Annotated in this window: 16 protein-coding genes; 7 read left to right on the top strand and 9 right to left on the bottom strand. The window is 68.7% G+C overall.

Annotated elements, in window-relative coordinates:
• Window positions 1–64: 64 nt before the first annotated feature.
• Both groL and IU459_RS09940 read right to left on the bottom strand, forming a co-directional pair.
• A complete protein-coding gene (groL, locus tag IU459_RS09945) occupies window positions 65–1,690 on the bottom strand; it encodes a chaperonin GroEL (RefSeq protein ID WP_195129194.1) in 1,626 nt (541 codons plus the stop codon).
• A 225-nt stretch (window positions 1,691–1,915) separates the two neighbouring features.
• The gene (locus IU459_RS09940; RefSeq protein WP_040784153.1) at window positions 1,916–2,209 is read right to left on the bottom strand and encodes a hypothetical protein; all 294 of its coding nucleotides are present in this window, start codon (window positions 2,207–2,209) and stop codon (window positions 1,916–1,918) included.
• Window positions 2,210–2,374: 165 nt separating this feature from the next.
• Between IU459_RS09940 and IU459_RS09935 the strand changes: the two genes are divergently transcribed.
• Together IU459_RS09935 and IU459_RS09930 are read left to right on the top strand one after the other, a co-directional pair.
• Window positions 2,375–4,453 carry an NAD(+) synthase gene (locus IU459_RS09935; RefSeq protein ID WP_324198812.1) on the top strand — a complete coding sequence of 693 codons (2,079 nt, stop codon included), beginning with the start codon at window positions 2,375–2,377 and terminating at the stop codon, window positions 4,451–4,453.
• Window positions 4,454–4,512: 59 nt separating this feature from the next.
• A complete protein-coding gene (locus IU459_RS09930) occupies window positions 4,513–5,187 on the top strand; it encodes a suppressor of fused domain protein (protein WP_195129193.1) in 675 nt (224 codons plus the stop codon).
• Window positions 5,188–5,425: 238 nt separating this feature from the next.
• On the opposite strand, the gene IU459_RS09925 is transcribed toward IU459_RS09930, so the two are convergent.
• From IU459_RS09925 to IU459_RS09900, 6 genes are all read right to left on the bottom strand, one after another.
• Entirely contained in the window at window positions 5,426–6,151 is a 726-nt protein-coding gene (locus tag IU459_RS09925; RefSeq protein WP_195129192.1) for a Clp protease N-terminal domain-containing protein, read from the bottom strand.
• 53 nt (window positions 6,152–6,204) lie between these two features.
• Window positions 6,205–7,293: an NAD(P)/FAD-dependent oxidoreductase gene (locus tag IU459_RS09920; protein ID WP_195129191.1), complete on the bottom strand. Its 1,089-nt coding sequence runs from the start codon at window positions 7,291–7,293 to the stop codon at window positions 6,205–6,207.
• An 81-nt stretch (window positions 7,294–7,374) separates the two neighbouring features.
• Entirely contained in the window at window positions 7,375–8,304 is a 930-nt protein-coding gene (locus IU459_RS09915) for an RNA polymerase sigma-70 factor (protein WP_195129190.1), read from the bottom strand.
• A gap of 118 nt (window positions 8,305–8,422) precedes the next feature.
• Window positions 8,423–9,340, bottom strand: a complete 918-nt coding sequence (locus IU459_RS09910) for a CDP-alcohol phosphatidyltransferase family protein (RefSeq protein ID WP_195129394.1) — start codon at window positions 9,338–9,340, stop codon at window positions 8,423–8,425.
• Window positions 9,340–10,068: a phosphatidylserine decarboxylase gene (locus tag IU459_RS09905; RefSeq protein ID WP_195129189.1), complete on the bottom strand. Its 729-nt coding sequence runs from the start codon at window positions 10,066–10,068 to the stop codon at window positions 9,340–9,342. The genes IU459_RS09910 and IU459_RS09905 overlap by 1 nt, the downstream gene beginning before the upstream one ends.
• Before the next feature lie 102 nt (window positions 10,069–10,170).
• The gene (locus tag IU459_RS09900) at window positions 10,171–10,443 is read right to left on the bottom strand and encodes a GlsB/YeaQ/YmgE family stress response membrane protein (RefSeq protein ID WP_195129188.1); all 273 of its coding nucleotides are present in this window, start codon (window positions 10,441–10,443) and stop codon (window positions 10,171–10,173) included.
• A gap of 224 nt (window positions 10,444–10,667) precedes the next feature.
• Here IU459_RS09900 and IU459_RS09895 point away from each other — a divergent pair, with 224 nt between their 5' ends.
• On the top strand, window positions 10,668–11,696 hold the full coding sequence (locus IU459_RS09895) for a beta-ketoacyl-ACP synthase III (protein WP_195129187.1): 1,029 nt from the start codon (window positions 10,668–10,670) through the stop codon (window positions 11,694–11,696).
• 171 nt (window positions 11,697–11,867) lie between these two features.
• Here the strand turns inward: IU459_RS09895 and IU459_RS09890 are convergent, their stop codons facing one another.
• A complete protein-coding gene (locus IU459_RS09890; protein ID WP_195129186.1) occupies window positions 11,868–12,323 on the bottom strand; it encodes an SRPBCC family protein in 456 nt (151 codons plus the stop codon).
• Window positions 12,324–12,532: 209 nt separating this feature from the next.
• On the opposite strand from IU459_RS09890, the gene IU459_RS09885 reads away from it, so the two are divergent.
• The 4 genes from IU459_RS09885 to IU459_RS09870 are packed head-to-tail and all read left to right on the top strand — an operon-like array spanning window position 12,533 to window position 16,312.
• Window positions 12,533–12,730: a hypothetical protein gene (locus IU459_RS09885; protein ID WP_195129185.1), complete on the top strand. Its 198-nt coding sequence runs from the start codon at window positions 12,533–12,535 to the stop codon at window positions 12,728–12,730.
• Window positions 12,731–12,783: 53 nt separating this feature from the next.
• A complete protein-coding gene (locus IU459_RS09880) occupies window positions 12,784–14,451 on the top strand; it encodes an FAD-dependent oxidoreductase (RefSeq protein WP_195129184.1) in 1,668 nt (555 codons plus the stop codon).
• A gap of 14 nt (window positions 14,452–14,465) precedes the next feature.
• A complete protein-coding gene (locus tag IU459_RS09875) occupies window positions 14,466–15,962 on the top strand; it encodes an ATP-binding protein (RefSeq protein ID WP_195129183.1) in 1,497 nt (498 codons plus the stop codon).
• The gene (locus IU459_RS09870) at window positions 15,959–16,312 is read left to right on the top strand and encodes a UBP-type zinc finger domain-containing protein (protein ID WP_195129182.1); all 354 of its coding nucleotides are present in this window, start codon (window positions 15,959–15,961) and stop codon (window positions 16,310–16,312) included. Before IU459_RS09875 ends, IU459_RS09870 begins: the two co-directional genes overlap by 4 nt.
• Window positions 16,313–16,374 lie beyond the last annotated feature (62 nt).

The following is a 16,374-nucleotide window of genomic DNA, read 5'->3' as shown; positions in this document are numbered from 1 at the left end:
GGAAGCCGGCCCACCCGAAGGTGGACCGGCTTCCGGTTCGACAGAGGTTGCCGGGTGGCCGGACTCAGAAGTCCATGCCGCCCATGCCGCCGGTCGGGTCGGCCGCGGGAGCGGCGGCCTTCTCCGGCTTGTCGGCGACCACGGCCTCGGTGGTCAGGAACAGCGCCGCGATGGAGGCGGCGTTCTGCAGGGCCGAACGGGTGACCTTGACCGGGTCGGCGACGCCGGCGGCCAGCAGGTCCTCGTACTCGCCCGAGTCGGCGTTCAGGCCGTGACCCGCGGGCAGGTTGGAAACCTTCTCGGCGACCACGCCGGGCTCGAGGCCGGCGTTGAACGCGATCTGCTTCAGCGGAGCCGACAGCGCGACCTTCACGATGTTCGCACCGGTGGCCTCGTCACCGCTCAGCTTCAGCTCCTCCAGCGCGGGAGCCGACTGCAGCAGGGCGACGCCACCACCGGCGACGATGCCCTCCTCCACGGCGGCCTTCGCGTTGCGGACGGCGTCCTCGATGCGGTGCTTGCGCTCCTTGAGCTCCACCTCGGTGGCCGCGCCCGCCTTGATCACCGCGACACCGCCAGCCAGCTTGGCCAAGCGCTCCTGCAGCTTCTCGCGGTCGTAGTCCGAGTCGGAGTTCTCGATCTCGGTGCGGATCTGCGCGACCCGGCCCTTGATCGCCTCCGCGTCGCCTGCGCCCTCGACGATGGTGGTCTCGTCCTTGGTGACGACGACCTTGCGCGCCTGGCCGAGCAGCTCGACGCCCGCGGCCTCCAGCGAGAGGCCGACCTCTTCGCTGATGACCTCGCCACCGGTCAGGATGGCGATGTCGGCCAGCTGCGCCTTGCGGCGGTCACCGAAGCCAGGCGCCTTGACCGCGACGGACTTGAAGGTGCCGCGGATCTTGTTGACCACCAGGGTGGACAGGGCCTCGCCCTCGACGTCCTCGGCGATGATCAGCAGCGGCTTGCCCGCCTGGATGACCTTCTCCAGCAGCGGCAGCAGGTCCTTCACGGTGGAGACCTTCGAGCCGACCAGCAGGATGTACGGGTCCTCGAGGACCGCTTCCTGACGCTCCGGGTCGGTAACGAAGTAGCCGGAGATGTAGCCCTTGTCGAAGCGCATACCCTCGGTGAGCTCCAGCTGGAGGCCGAAGGTGTTGCTCTCCTCGACGGTGATGACGCCTTCCTTGCCGACCTTGTCCATGGCCTCGGCGATCAGCTCACCGATGGACGCGTCGCCCGCCGAGATACCAGCGGTGGCGGCGATCTGCTCCTTGGTCTCGACCTCCTTGGCGGTGTCGAGCAGCTTGGCGGTGACGGCCTCGACGGCCTTCTCGATGCCGCGCTTCAGGCCCAGCGGGTTCGCGCCGGCCGCGACGTTGCGCAGGCCCTCGCGCACCAGCGCCTGAGCGAGCACGGTCGCGGTGGTGGTGCCGTCGCCGGCGACGTCGTCGGTCTTCTTGGCGACTTCCTTGACCAGCTCGGCGCCGATCTTCTCGTACGGGTCCTCCAGCTCGATCTCCTTGGCGATGGACACACCATCGTTGGTGATCGTGGGGGCGCCCCACTTCTTCTCCAGGACAACGTTGCGACCCTTGGGGCCCAGCGTCACCTTGACCGCGTCGGCGAGGCTGTTCAGACCCCGCTCGAGACCGCGACGGGCCTCTTCGTCATACGCAATTGTCTTGGCCATGGCGTTGTTGAGATCCTCCATGTGTATGGCTGACACACAGGACGACCGCAGGTTTGGATCGCCCCATTTACGCTGGCCAGGTGCGGTGCCCGCGACGGACGACCGAGGGTGTCGTTGGAACCCGGTCTCACCGGCCCGACCTGGCACTCACAGGTCGGGAGTGCCAAAAGCATTTTTAGCACTCTGGGGTGCCGAGTGCAAGGTCATCCCGGGCCGCCGCGCCGGTTACGGACGGTCGTCGACGCGCAGCACCAAGGCGACGAAGGCGTCCGTGCGGCGTTCCTCCGGCGTGCGCGGCTCGCCGCCCTCGACGGTGACGAGCTCGGCATCGTGCAGCAGCAGCTCCGCCTCGACCCGCATGATCGCGCGAATGAACGGCGGCGCCACATCAGGCGGCAGGTCGCCGTTCACCACATAGCTGCCGTCGGGTTGGGACTCGGTGGACACATACGAAAGCGCGCGCAGCAGGTCTGCGCGCCGTTCCCCCGCTATTAGGTCGGAATCCGTTTCATCCGCCATTGCTATAGCTTAGCCGTCGCCGGTTCACATCTCGGGCCGGACGATCAGCCCGCCTCGGCTGCGACGGAAAAAGAACAGGTCGCAGCGCTGCTGCTGCGCTCGCCGGGAACCGGCACCACACCTGGACCTCCAACGCGGCGTAGATTCCGGATAAACCATGATCAGGTGATCCCGAAGGGGTGTGCGGTGGCCGACCTGCCGTTCGATTCGCTGTACCGGCACGGGTTCGCCCGGGTGGCGGTAGCCGTGCCACGGCTCCGGGTGGCCGATCCCGCCTACAACGTCGAGCAGACCGTCGAGCTGGCCGGCGAGGCCGCCGCGGCCGGTGCGGTGCTGACGGTGTTCCCCGAGCTGGGGTTGTCCTCGTATACCGCCGACGACCTGTTCCACCAGGACGCGCTGGACGTCGCGGTCGAGGCGGCGCTGGAGCGGGTGGTCGCGGCGAGCACGGACCTCGACACAGTGCTCGTGGTCGGCGCACCGGTGCGGGCGCAGGGCAGGCTGTTCAACTGCGCGGTCGCGATCTGCCGCGGCGTCGTTCTCGGCGTGGCGCCGAAGAGCTATCTGCCGAACTACCGGGAGTACTACGAGAAGCGTCAGTTCGCGGCGGCGCGGGAAGCGCTGGAAGACCAGGTCACGATCGCGGGGCACCGGGCACCGTTCGGGTCCGATCTGCTGTTCCACGCGAGCAACCTGGAGGATTTCACCTTTCACCTGGAAATCTGCGAGGACGGGTGGGTTCCCTTGCCGCCGAGCGGCTTCGCCGCGCTGGCCGGGGCGACCGTGCTGGTCAACCTGTCGGCGAGCAACATCGTGATCGGGAAGGCGGACTACCGGCGAGCGCTGTGCACTTCGCATTCGGCCCGCTACCTCGCGGCATACATGTATTCCGCCGCCGGGCACGGCGAGTCGTCCACCGACCTCGCCTGGGACGGGCAGGCGCTGATCTGCGAGAACGGCGACCTGCTCGCCGAAGGCGAGCGATTCTCCGATCATCCCCAGCTGGTCACCGCCGATCTGGACCTGCGCAGGCTGGCGGCCGACCGGTTGCGCACCACCAGCTTCGCCGACAACGTGCACGACCACCGCGACCGGCTGGCCGCGATGCGACGCGTCGAGGTGCGGCTGCCGATCCCCGAAGAACCGATCGCGCTGCACCGCGACATCGAGCGCTTCCCTTATGTCCCCGCCGATCCCGCCGTGCGCAACGAACGCTGCGCTGAAGTGCACCACATCCAGGTCGAAGGGCTGAGCACGCGATTGCGGGCGACCGGCCTCGAGCGTGTGGTGATCGGGGTGTCCGGCGGGTTGGACTCCACCCAGGCGCTGATCGTGGCGGCCAAGACGATGGACCGGCTCGGCCTGCCCCGGAGGAACGTGCTGGCCTACACCATGCCCGGGTTCGCGACCAGCACCAGGACCAGGACCGATGCGCACCGCCTGATGGCGGCGCTCGGCGTCACGGCGGGCGAGATCGACATCCGACCTTCGGCCACCCAGATGCTGCGCGACCTCGGCCACCCGGCCGCCGATGGCGCGGCGCACTACGACATCACCTACGAGAACGTGCAGGCGGGCGAGCGAACCTCGCACCTGTTCCGGCTGGCCAATCAGCACGGCGCGCTGGTGGTCGGCACGGGCGACCTGAGCGAGCTCGCGCTCGGCTGGTGCACGTTCGGCGTCGGGGATCACATGGCGCACTACAGCGTCAACGCGTCGGTGCCCAAGACGCTGATCAAATACCTGATCGCCTGGGCGGTGGACACCGATCAGTTCGGATCCGAAGCGGGCGAGGTGCTGTCGTCGATTCTGCGCACCGAGATCTCCCCGGAGCTGATTCCGCACACGGATACCTCGGTGCCGAGCCAGAGTTCGGAAGCCACGGTGGGCCCGTACGAGTTGCAGGATTTCCATCTGTACTACCTGTTGCGCTTCGGCTACCGACCCAGCCGCATCGCCTATCTGGCCCGGCACGCCTGGTCCGATCCCGCTGCCGGGCGCTGGCCCGACCTCGTGCCCGCCGACCAGCGCAATGCCTACGACCTTGCCGCGATCAAGCATTGGCTGGCCGAATTCCTGCGCCGATTCGTGCAGACCAGCCAGTTCAAGCGCTCGACGCTGCCGAACGCTCCGAAGGTCGGCTCCGGCGGATCGCTCTCGCCGCGCGGCGACTGGCGCGCCCCGAGCGACGCGTCGGCGGCGGCCTGGCTGGACGAGCTCGCCCGCAACGTGCCGGACTCCTGACCGGACCCAGCACGCGACGCCCCGAGTGCGGCCCGCCGGCGCGTGCTTATGGTGACGGGGTGAGTGAAAAACCCGGCTGGGATGCCATCGACGGCGCGTTGCGGCCGCTGTACGGCGATAGCGAGCCCTTTCACTGGGCCCCCGACCACCCGTGGTCCCTCGGCGGGCCCGACCCGCTCGACGGGATCAGCGCGTACTCCCGCACCGACCCGGTACCGCATTGGCACTACATCGGTTACGGCATGACCGAGCTGTACGAGAAGGAATGGGACAACCCCGCCGAATCCGGCTGGGGCTTCGAATTCACCTTCCGCTTGGCGCGCAGGCCGGAGCAGACCGAACCGCCCGCGTGGCCGGCGAACTTCCTGCAAAACCTGGCGCGCTACGTATTCCAGTCCGGCAAGTGGTTCGAGCCGGGACACACCATCAAGGCGAACGGACCGATCGCCGCAGGTCACACGGACTGCACCAATCAGGCCGTCTGCTTCGTGATCGACCCGGAACTGGGCAGCATCGACAGTGTGCACGGGCAGGTCAGGTTTCTGCAGCTCGTCGGCCTCACCATGCCGGAATACCGTGCGGCGCAGGGCGGGCGCGGTCTCGAATTGCTCACGCAGCTGGAACCCCGACTCCCCCTCTACGTCACCGACATCCACCGCGAGCCGCTGGTCTCCGAGCCGAAACCGCAGGCTCGCTGGCCGCGGTGGGGCGGCGGCCTGGCCGGGCGGGCGTGATCAGGCCGCGCGCATCATCTGGCGGGTGACCGGAGCGCCTCGGCGAGGTCGTGCGATCCCGGCTCCTCGAGTGCGCAGTGCCCGGCGCCGGCGCGCCCGCGCGGCATGCGCGCCGCGGAATCCGTTGACGGCATTGCGGAATCGGTGATCGGAAGCCGACCGGCGCGCCACGCCGATTACCAGCACGGCCACGGCGAGCACGCTTGCCGCCCGGAGCTGCCCGCCTTTCATCGCCGGATCAGGACTTCCCGGACGTGAACGACGACAGCAACTCGACCAAGTGCGCTTCGGTTCGCGCCTTGTCCATCCCGAGGTCGCTGAGCAGCCCGGAACCGTTCTCCTGTTCGAGCAGGGCGAGCAGCATGTGCTCGGTGCCGATGTAGTTGTGCCCCAAGCGAAGCGCCTCGCGGAAGGTGAGCTCGAGCACCTTTTTGGCCTCGGAGCCGAACGGCACCAGCGCCGGCACCTCGCCCTCGCTCGGCGGCAGCGACGCGGTGGCGGCCGCGGAGAGCACGTCCAGCGCGACGCCATTGGCGACCAGCTCATGCACCGCGAGCCCCTCGGGTTCGGTGAGCAGCCCGAGCACCACGTGCCCGACGGCGATCTCCGGGTTTCCGGCGGAGCGGGCGGCCTCTTGCGCGGCCATGACCACCTGGCGCGCGCGAGGAGTGAACCGGGCGAAGCCCGCGTTCGGGTCCATGGCCGCGGCGGCGGCCGGGTCGGGCACCTTGGGCACGAACCGCTTCTGCGCGGCCTGCTTGCTGACGCCCATGCTGGCGCCGATGTCGGTCCAGGAGGCCCCCGAGCGGCGGGCTTGGTCCACGAAATGGCCGATCAGGTGATCGGCCAGCTCGTCGATGTGATTCGCCAGGACAACGGCGTCGGACAGTTGCTCGAGCACGTTGTCGGGACGGGCTTTCTTGATGCCCTCGATCAGGTCGTCGAGGCGGAATTGCGATGTCATGCGTCAACCATAGGTTGACGTGCGACAGTCGTCAACCATTGGTTGACGATTTTTCAGGGCCGGGCGGCCCAGGCCGCTCCGCGCACTATCCGCTCCTTCACCCACGCCGCGGTTCGTCCGGTCAGCACCATCCCGCCCGGTGCGTCGTCGGCGTGCACGAATTGGACCAGCCCGTCGCGTCGGCCCAGGCTCAGGCACTGGAGCACGTACCGGAACCGCAGCGGCCGCGCCTGGGCCCCGCGCATCAGCGCGACGACGGCATCGGCCGCGTGCTTGCCGGTGGGCAACGCCGTGGCACAGGCCATGCGCAGCTCGCGGCCGCCGGGCCCCGCGACAACGGCGGCGTCACCCGCGGCATAGACGTCCGGATGCGAGACCGAACGCAGGGTGGCGTCGGTCAGCACACGGCCGTCGGAGTCCACCGCGATCCCCGAGCGAGCGGCGAGGCCCGGCACCCGAAAACCCGTGGTCCACACCGTCGCCGCGGCTTCGACCAGTGCACCGTCGGCCGATCGCACGCCCGTGGACGTCACTTCGATCACCTTGACGTCCGACCGGATCTCTACCCCGAGCCGCTCCAGTGTCCGCCGGATATGCGTTTGCGCGCGCGGCGACAGCCAGGCACCCGGTTCATCCGAACCGATCAATAACACCCGGTTATCCGGGTTGGATTCGGCCAGTTCCGCCGCCAGTTCGATCCCGGTCGCCCCGGCCCCGACCACCGCGACCGTTCCGCGCGGCAGCACCAGATTCTTCGTATCCTCCTGCGTCGCAATGGAGTAGGCGTGCTCAGCCACGCCCGGCACGCGCTCGGCATCGGCCACGCTGCCGAGTGCGTAGATCAGGGTGTCGTACTCCAGTGCGGGCGCCGAGCCGAGCACCACGCGTTTCCCGGCCGTGTCGATGTCGGTCGCGACGGCGTGTGCGAAGTGAATACCCTTGGGTTCCAGCAATTCACGCAGATCCCAATCCGGAATCCGTTGCCCGGCCGCCCGCTGGTGCAGCCGCACCCGCTCGACGAACGCCGTGTGGGCGTCGACCACGGTGATTCGCGCGTCCCGTGCCGTGCGGGCGAGCCTGCGCGCCGCCGCCAGCCCCGCGTACCCGGCCCCGAGGACGACGATCCGATGCTGTCCGGTCATGATGTGGCTCCTTTCGATCGGCCATCACCCCTCAGACCGGACAGGCCGTCGAATCCTGACAGACCAGCGCCGTGAAGCGCGTCACAGGGAGCGGCGAGGCCGCGCCGGGACCGTGCCCGCTACCCCGTCCGACCCGCTCGACCTGGCGAAATAGGCCAGCTTCTCCGGGTTGACGATCAACCGCAGCGCCTCGACCGCCCCGTCGGCCACATCGATCCCCACCACGAGCATCGGCGCCCCACCGACGCGCGCCACCACGGCGGGCGCGCCGTTGACCTCCTCGACGAGCAATCGCATTCCCGGCACTTCCCAGCGCAGCAAGCCCGCGAGGTACCGCGCCACATTGTTCGCGCCGCAGACCGGGCGGCGGGCCGCGTTGATCCGGCCGCCGCCGTCGGCCGTGGCGGTCACATCGGCGGTGAGCATCCGCTCCAGCGAGTCGATATCGCCGTCCCGCGCCGCCTTCAAGAACAGTTCGACCAGTTCACGGGCGCGCTCGGCCGGAATGCCGAAGCGGGCCCGCCCTTCTCGCACGCGCTGGCCCGCCCGCCGGAAGATCTGCTGCGAGTTGGCCTCGGTCACGTCGAGCATGTCGGCGATTTCGCGGTGCGCGTACCCGAATGCCTCGCGCAGCACGAAGACGGCCCGTTCGACCGGATTCAGTCGCTCCAGCGCCGTCAGCAGCGCGAACGAGACGAGTTCGCGCTCTTCGACGCTCTCCAGCGGACCGAGCTCGCCGTTCGCGGTCGGCACCGGTTCGGGCAGCCACGGTCCGACGTAGTTCTCCCGCCTGGCCCGTGCCGAAACCAGCCAGCTGCGGCACAAATTGACCAGCGCCGTGGTCAACCAAGCCTCGGCGGAGCGGATTCCGCCGCGCTCGGCACCGTCCCAGCGCAGATAGGTCTCCTGGACAGCGTCCTCGGCCTCGCTAGCCGAGCCGAGCATGCGGTAGGCGAGCGCGAAGAGCCGCGGTCGATGCTCCTCGAACTCGCGAAGTCCGTCGGCCTCCATGTCTACCTTCTTCCGCCCCGGGCCTCCCGGATACGACCGTACAGCTCCCGGAACGTATGGGTTGCGCGCGCGCCGTTCCCATCACCGGCACGGCGGCTCCCCGCCGCTTCGCACGCTGCTACGAAATATCCGCGCTCGGGGGCTGGTTCCCGTTCTGGCGCTGCTTACCGCCCGGTCGGCGCAGCCGCAGCCTGGCGGACGAGCCGCGGATCACCGGACGCCGGATCGCGGGCAGCCGCCGGTCCGCGCGGCGCTGAGCGCGCCGCTCGGCGGGCTTGTGCTGCCAGGTCTCCGGTCGTGCGGCCACCCAGCGCTGGGAATGCCAGGCGAACGGAATATGCGCCAGGTACAGCACGACCAGCACCAGCAGCAGCACGATCGGGTAGGTGACCAGCGCCGCCGCCGCCAGCGCGACCAGCACCAGCAGCCCGGCCGCCGCCTGCGGCGCCACCGACACCGACTTCATGGCCAGCGTCGGGATCGTGCTGACGCACAGCGCCGCCGAGAACACCGTCCACGCCGCGACCTCGTAGAAACCCACCCACCAGCCGTCGCCGAACTGCACGAACAGCCCCACCGGCACCATCGCGATGAGCGCGCCCGCCGGAGCGGGCACGCCGACGAAGTAATCCCGCGCCCAGTCCGGCCGGGTGTCGTCGTCCATCAGCGTGTTGAACCGGGCCAGCCGCAGCACGATGCTGACCGCGAACAGCAGCGCGACGATCCAGCCCACACTGTTGCTGCTGAGCAGGGTCACGTAGAGCACCAGCGCGGGGGCGACGCCGAAGGAGATGGCGTCCGACAGCGAATCGAGTTCGGCGCCCATCTTCGTGGTGGCGTCCAGCATCCTGGCCAGCCTGCCGTCCAGGGTGTCCAGCACGGCCGCCGCGCCGATCATGGCCAGCGCGATGCCGAGCTTGCCGTCGAGGCCGAACTTCACCGCCGACAACCCGGCGCACAGCGCCAGGATGGTGACGATGCTCGGCAGCAGCCGAATGGTCCGCCGCCGCCGCTGGGTGGGCACCGCCGCTTCCATCACGCGTCAGCGGTGGAGGCGAGCACAGCGAGCACGGACTCGCCGCCGATGGTGCGCTGGCCGGGCTGCACGAGCAGTTCGGTGCCGAGCGGGAAATAGGTGTCGACCCGCGAGCCGAAGCGGATCAGGCCGTAGGTGTCACCGATGGTGAGCACGTCGCCGACCTGAGCCTCGCAGACGATCCGGCGGGCGAGCAGACCGGCGATCTGCACGACGACGATCCGGCTGCCATCGGGCGTTTCCAGCACCATGCTGTTGCGCTCGTTCACCGAGCTGGCCTCGGGCAGATCGGCCGAACGGAACTGGCCGGGCTGGTGCAGCACGGTGCGCACCACGCCGGAGACCGGTGTGCGCTGCACGTGCACGTCCAGCACGGACAAGAAGATGCTGACCCGGGGCAGCGGCTGATCGCCCAGACCCAGTTCCGCGGGCGGAACCGCGGTGTCGACCAAGGCGACCTCACCGTCGGCCGGGGCGACCACGACGCCGGGCCGGTTCGGCGGCACCCGGTGCGGATGACGGAAGAAGGCCGCGCAGGCCGCCGCGGCGGCAAGTCCGGTCCGGCGCACCCACTTGCGCTTGCCGCCGAGAACGGCGACCGCCAGCGGTGCGGCCACGAACGGGAGCCCAGCGGGATGCAGCGGAGGGATCGCATGACGGACCAAGTCGACGACGTGGCCGACTCCGGTGCGTTCAGGCGTGCCGGGCGGGGTGGGACGGCGGGCCACAGGCTCCTCTTTCGTGCTCGATGCAGACGGTTGCGCCCTGTCAACAATAGGACCGGCGCAAGCGTTCACACCTTACGGGAAAGGAGCCGGTGGCACGCGGGGTCAGGACCTGACCCGCATCCCGGTGACCAGCCGCACCAGGAACAACAGGATCACCGCACCACCCAGGCAGGTGAAGAAGCTGAACCAGAGGCCGCCGCCCTCGACGTCGACGCCGAGCAACTTCAGCAGGAACCCGCCGAGCAGGCCGCCGATCACTCCGACGACGATATTGAGGAGGATGCCCTGCTGAGCGTCCGTCTTCATGATCTTGCTGGCGATCCATCCGGCCAAGCCGCCGATGATGATCCATCCGATGATTCCGAGACCGAGCATGGTGTCCTCGCATCAGTAGTTGGGTCAGCTCCGTTAACAGTTGGAGCGTGCTTCAGCGAGATACCCAGTGATTGTCGGAATACTCGCGCCAGATGAGCGACGCTCGGGCTAATATGAGGAAGCCTCATGTCTATTCTGTCGGATGGGCAGTGGCGGATGAGGGACAGATTTCGATGCTTCGGGGCAAACCCGGCGGCGCCGCCGCAGGTACATAGGAGACGCAGATGGCTGCTCGCATCACCCAGACCACCGGGGCAGAGCACACGGCGATCCTCGGGCTCGGCGTATACCGCCCTGCTCGAGTGGTCACCAACGACGAGGTCGCGGGTCCGATCAACTCGAGTGACGAGTGGATCCGGACCAGGTCGGGTATCAAGACCCGACGGTTCGCCGACGACTCGGAGACGATTCAGAGCATGAGCGTCGCCGCCGCGCGCGGGGCGCTGGAATCTTCCGGCATCGCGGTCGACCAAGTCGATTGCGTGATCGTTGCTACGTCGACGCACCTGTTGCTGACCCCGGCCGCTGCCCCGCGCATCGCCACCGAACTCGGCATGAACGGCGCCGCCGCCTTCGACGTCTCGGCCGGCTGCGCGGGTTTCTGCCACTCGCTGGCGCTGGCGTCGGACTTGGTCCGGGCCGGGACCGCCGGGCACGTCCTGGTGATCGGCGTGGAGAAACTGACCAACACCGTCAACCCGACCGATCGCTCCACTGCCTTCCTCTTCGCCGACGGTGCGGGCGCGGTGATCGTCGGCCCGTCCGACGAGCCGGGCATCGGTCCCACCGTGTGGGGGTCGGACGGCACCCAGCACCACGCCATCCGGCAGGACAAGGACTGGATGGAGTTCTTCGCCGAGATCGACGAAAAGGGCCTGGACGCGGTACGGCCCTACATGGCCATGGAGGGCACCGCGGTGTTCCGCTGGGCCGCGCACTCGTTGGAGAAGGTGTGCCGCGACGCGATCGACCGCGCGGGCCTGTCCCCCGACGACCTGGACGCGATGATCCCGCACCAGGCCAACGGCCGGATCATCGAGATCATGGCCCGGGTGCTGAAGCTGCCCGAGCACTGCGCGCTCGCCAACGACATCGAGGAGTCGGGCAACACCTCCGCCGCGTCGATCCCGCTGGCCATGGAGGCCCTGCTGCGCAAGGGCGAGTCGAAGCCGGGTGACACCGCGCTGCTCATAGCGTTCGGCGCGGGGCTCTCGTACGCGGCCCAGGTCGTGACCCTGCCCAACTGGAAGTAACGCTGTTCGCCGCGTGCGTCGGTGCCGAGCGAGACCTGCGTCCTCGCGTCGGCACCGCGCACCGTGTCATCGGTTCGCGCGCCTGCGCGCAGACCGCCTCGGCTCATCCTCCGTTCGGAAAACGGCAGCCGCGACGCCGTCGGCGATCACCGGCTCGGCACACCGCGGTGATCAGCCGCGCGCCTCGACCGCGGTCTTGATCTTGCCGAGGGTCTCGTTCATCCCCTGCACCAGCGCCTCCTCGAACGGGGCCTCGCCACCGAGGGCCGCGTTGATCGCCCTGCGGGAGACCCAGGTGGTGCCGTTCGGCACGTCCCGGCGTTCGATGAGCCTGGTTCCGGTCTCCGTCGGCTCCAGGGTGTAGCTCCACACGGTGCGGTTCTCGTTGATCCGGAAGGCGAATGCCTGGTTCGGCTCGTAGCGCACGATGCGGGAGGTGGTGGGCCAGTACTTCTTGCCGTCGCGATTGAGGTTGAGGGTCCAGGTGCCCGCCTTGAGCGAGCCGAGCACCACCATGCGCACGCACTGCGGGCTGAACTCCGGCATCCGCTTCAGGTCGGAGACCACCGCCCACACCTGCTCCGGCGGAGCGGAGATGTCGATGCTGGCTTCGAGGTTCTTCGGCAACGCTGCCTCCCGGATACGAGCGACGGACCGACGGCCGTCCGTCCGAACGCGTATGGACGATTCGCGCACATCTTAGATCGGAAGACAGTTGCGTCACATTTCCGCCACTTGGGCGGCAGCCGCTGTAATGGGCGGCGCAGAATAACAGATAGATGAAGCATCAGACACCGGCTCCAACTTTTCGGCGTCCCAACGTGAGGTGATCGGCCGTGAAACTGCGCTCCCTGCTGCATCGTCGTCCCGCGGACCAGGTTCCGCTGCTGCCCGCTATCGAGCCCGAGCACGGGCCCGCATTCCCGGACGCGCCGGCGTCAGCGCGCAGCGCTCGCGCGGCCGCCCAGGAAGAACGCCTGGAGCGACTGCTCACTCCGACCGAACTCGATCTCGTCCTGCACCACCGGCTCTGAGCTCTGCGCGAACGCCCACGACAGGCGCTACCCGGAGGCTCCATACTCGTCAGGTGACTTCACCCGCTGCTACGAAACCGGCCATCCTGAGCGTCGATGACGATCCGGGAGTTTCCCGGGCGGTGGTGCGCGATCTGCGCCGCCGCTACGGCGCCGATTACCGGATTCTGCGCGCGGAATCGGGTGCGCAAGCGCTCGACGCGCTTCGAGAGATGAAATTGCGCGGTCAGCCGGTCGCGGTATTGATCGCCGACTACCGGATGCCGGGTATGGACGGCATCGAATTCCTGGAGCAGGCGATGGACCTGCACCCGTACGCGCGCCGCGTGCTACTGACCGCCTACGCCGACACCAATGCCGCGATCGACGCGATCAACGTCATCGATCTGGACCACTACCTGCTCAAGCCGTGGGACCCGCCGGAGGAGAAGCTCTACCCCGTGCTGGACGGCCTGCTGGAGGCGTGGCGCAGCAGCGAGCACCGGCCGGTCACCGAGACCAAGGTGGTGGGCAATCGCTGGTCGCCGCGCTCGTCGCAGGTCCGCGAATTCCTGGCCCGCAACCAGCTGCCCTATCGGTGGTACCCGGCCGACGAGCCGGAGGGCGCGCGGCTGCTGGAGGCGGCGGGGGCCGTCCCGGAGCGGTGTCCGGTGGTGATCACGTCGGCGGGTGCGGCGCTGGTCCAGCCCTCCGACAGCGAGCTGGCCGAGCACGTCGGCCTCACGGTGAATCCCGCGGGCGAGTTCTACGACCTGATCGTGGTCGGCGGCGGTCCCGCCGGTTTGGGCGCCGCGGTGTACGGCGCGTCCGAGGGCCTGCGCACCGTGCTGGTGGAACGGACCGCGACCGGCGGACAGGCCGGGCAGAGCTCGCGCATCGAGAACTACCTCGGCTTCCCGGACGGGCTGTCCGGCGCGCAGCTGGCCGACCGGGCGCGGCGGCAAGCCGCGAAGTTCGGCGCCGAAGTGATCACCACCCGCGAGGTGGTCGGGCTGGAGGTGAACGGGTCCGCGCGCACCGTGCGGTTCGCCGACGGCGGCAGCCTGTGCGCGCACACGGTGATCATCGCGACCGGCGTCGACTACCGCCACCACCCGGCGCCGGGCGTCGACGACTTCACCGGGCGCGGGGTGTACTACGGCTCGGCCATGACCGAGGCGTCCGAGTGCGCCGATCGCGACGTCTACATCGTGGGCGGCGCGAACTCGGCGGGGCAGGCCGCGGTGTTCCTGTCCCGCAACGCCCGCACCGTGCACCTGGTGGTCCGGGGGGACTCGCTGGAGCGGTCCATGTCGCACTACCTGATCCAGCAGATCGCGCAGATCCCCAACATCGAGGTGCACACCTGCACCGAGGTGGTCGCCGCCCACGGCGACGAGCATCTGCGGCAGATCGTCCTGCGCGACAATCGGACAGGCGCCGAGGAAAAAGCCGAGGCGGAGCGGCTTTTCCTGTTCATCGGCGCCGCGCCGCAGACCGACTGGCTCGACGGCGTGGTCAAGCGCGACGAAGCGGGTTACGTGCTCGCCGGACCGGACCTGCTCGTCGACGGCGCGCGTCCCGCGGGCTGGGAACTACCCCGTCCACCACACCATCTGGAGACCAGCGTGCCCGGCGTGTTCGTAGCGGGCGACGTGCACGCCGAGTCGGCCAAGCGGGTCGCCTCCGCGGTCGGCGAGGGCGCCATGGCCGTCATGCTCGTACACCGCTATCTGGCGTGATCAGGAGGCAGGCAATGACTACGGAACAGACCGCGGAACGTCGCAGCAGGCTGGTGTGCGATCCCGCCGAGCTGCGCGCCCTTTTCCTGTTCGAGAAGCTGACCGACGAGCAGCTGGACTGGCTGTGCGCCGACGGCCGGATCGAGACCGTCGAACCAGGACTGGTCTTCCGCGAAGGCGCACCGGCCACCTGCTTCTACGTGTTGATGGACGGCGAGGTGGTGCTCACCAAGCAGTCCGGCGGCGCGGAGATCGAGCTGGTCCGCACCGAGCACCACGGCGCCTACGCGGGCGCCTGGATGTCCTATATCGGCGACAAGGTCGAGCAGAAGTACAACGGCTCGATGTACGTGACCAGGCCCTCCCGGTTCTTCGTGCTCGACGCGGACGTCTTCGCCCGGATGATGCACGAGTGGTTCCCGATGGCGGTGCACCTGCTGGAAGGCGTGTTCTTCGGCAACCGCAACACCAACGCGCGCATCGGCGAACGTGAGCGGCTGCTCGCGCTCGGGTCGCTCTCGGCGGGTCTCACCCATGAGCTGAACAACCCGGCCGCCGCCGCGGTGCGCGCCACCGCAGGCCTGCGCGAGCGGGTCGCGGGCATGCGGCACAAGCTCGCGATGGTGGCCGATGGCAAGTTCCATCCGGAGTCCCTCGGCGCTCTGGTGCGGCTGCAAGAAGAGGCGGCCGCCCAGGTCGCGAAGGCTCCTGAGCTCACGCCGATGGAGGCCGCCGACCGCGAGGACGCGCTCGGTGAATGGCTGGAGGACCACGGGATCAGCGACGGCTGGAACCTGGCGCCGAATTTCGTCCAGGCTGGTTTCGACGCGGATTGGCTGGAGCGGGTGGCGGCCACCTTGGAAGGCGAGCCGGAGAAGGTGTTCCAGGGCGCCATCCGCTGGCTGAACTACACCATCGAGACCGAGTTGATGATGAACGAGATCGCCGACTCGACGACGCGCATCTCCGCGCTGGTCGACGCGGCCAAGCAGTACTCGCAAATGGACCGGGCCCCGTTCCAGGTGGTCGACATCCACGAACTGCTGGACAGCACGCTGGTGATGCTCAGTCGCAAGATCGGCGACGGCGTGCGCGTGGTGAAGGAGTACGACCGGACGCTCCCGCCGGTACCCTGCTACGCCGCCGAGCTGAACCAGGTGTGGACCAACCTGATCGACAACGCGGTGTACGCGATGGGGGGGAACGGCACGCTGACCATCCGCACCAGGCGGGAAAACGAATGCGCGGTCGTGGAGATCGGCGACACGGGTCCCGGCATCCCGGCGGAGGCGCGCAACCGGATCTTCGAACCGTTCTTCACCACCAAGCCGATGGGCGAGGGCACCGGACTCGGTCTGGATATTTCGTTCCGGATCGTGGTGAACAAGCACAACGGGGATATCCGGGTGGAGTCCGAGCCGGGCGACACCACGTTCACCGTTTGGCTGCCGCTGCACCGGCCCGAACAGAATGAGATCGACACCGAATCGAACGCGGAAGGGCAGTCATGACCGAGCAGGTCGAGGGCATAGATCCCGCGGTACCGCCCAGCGGACCGGGTTGCGTGGAATGCGAGCGGAACTCGGGTTGGTGGGTCCACCTGCGCCGCTGCGCCCAGTGCGGGCACATCGGCTGCTGCGACACCTCACCAGCGCAGCACGCCACCAAGCACGCGACGGCCACCGGGCACCCGTTCATCCAGAGCTTCGAGCCGGGCGAGGACTGGTACTACAACTTCGAGACCGGGGAAATGTATGACGGTGGGCCGGAATTGGCCCCGCCGCGCAGCCATCCGGCAAATCAAGGCGTGCCAGGCCCGCGCGAGCGGGTTCCGGCGGACTGGCAGGCACACATCCACTGACCCGAGCCGGTACGCTGCACCGAACGTGCCGGAGGCTCCGGCACGACGATTTACCCGGGAAA

Source organism: Nocardia amamiensis, assembly GCF_015477605.1.
GTDB classification, from domain to species: Bacteria; Actinomycetota; Actinomycetes; order Mycobacteriales; family Mycobacteriaceae; genus Nocardia; species Nocardia amamiensis_A.
Note: the sequence above shows the minus strand (reverse complement) of the source record. Positions and strands in the feature narration are given on the sequence as shown.

What these genes read in the sequence shown, in the direction of transcription:
- groL (WP_195129194.1), bottom strand. Translation starts at nt 1,690, where the DNA reads ATGGCCAAGACAATTGCGTATGACGAAGAGGCCCGTCGCGGTCTCGAG.
- IU459_RS09940 (WP_040784153.1), bottom strand. Translation starts at nt 2,209, where the DNA reads ATGGCGGATGAAACGGATTCCGACCTAATAGCGGGGGAACGGCGCGCA.
- IU459_RS09925 (WP_195129192.1), bottom strand. Translation starts at nt 6,151, where the DNA reads ATGACATCGCAATTCCGCCTCGACGACCTGATCGAGGGCATCAAGAAA.
- IU459_RS09920 (WP_195129191.1), bottom strand. Translation starts at nt 7,293, where the DNA reads ATGACCGGACAGCATCGGATCGTCGTCCTCGGGGCCGGGTACGCGGGG.
- IU459_RS09915 (WP_195129190.1), bottom strand. Translation starts at nt 8,304, where the DNA reads ATGGAGGCCGACGGACTTCGCGAGTTCGAGGAGCATCGACCGCGGCTC.
- IU459_RS09910 (WP_195129394.1), bottom strand. Translation starts at nt 9,340, where the DNA reads ATGGAAGCGGCGGTGCCCACCCAGCGGCGGCGGCGGACCATTCGGCTG.
- IU459_RS09900 (WP_195129188.1), bottom strand. Translation starts at nt 10,443, where the DNA reads ATGCTCGGTCTCGGAATCATCGGATGGATCATCATCGGCGGCTTGGCC.
- IU459_RS09895 (WP_195129187.1), top strand. Translation starts at nt 10,668, where the DNA reads ATGGCTGCTCGCATCACCCAGACCACCGGGGCAGAGCACACGGCGATC.
- IU459_RS09875 (WP_195129183.1), top strand. Translation starts at nt 14,466, where the DNA reads ATGACTACGGAACAGACCGCGGAACGTCGCAGCAGGCTGGTGTGCGAT.
- IU459_RS09870 (WP_195129182.1), top strand. Translation starts at nt 15,959, where the DNA reads ATGACCGAGCAGGTCGAGGGCATAGATCCCGCGGTACCGCCCAGCGGA.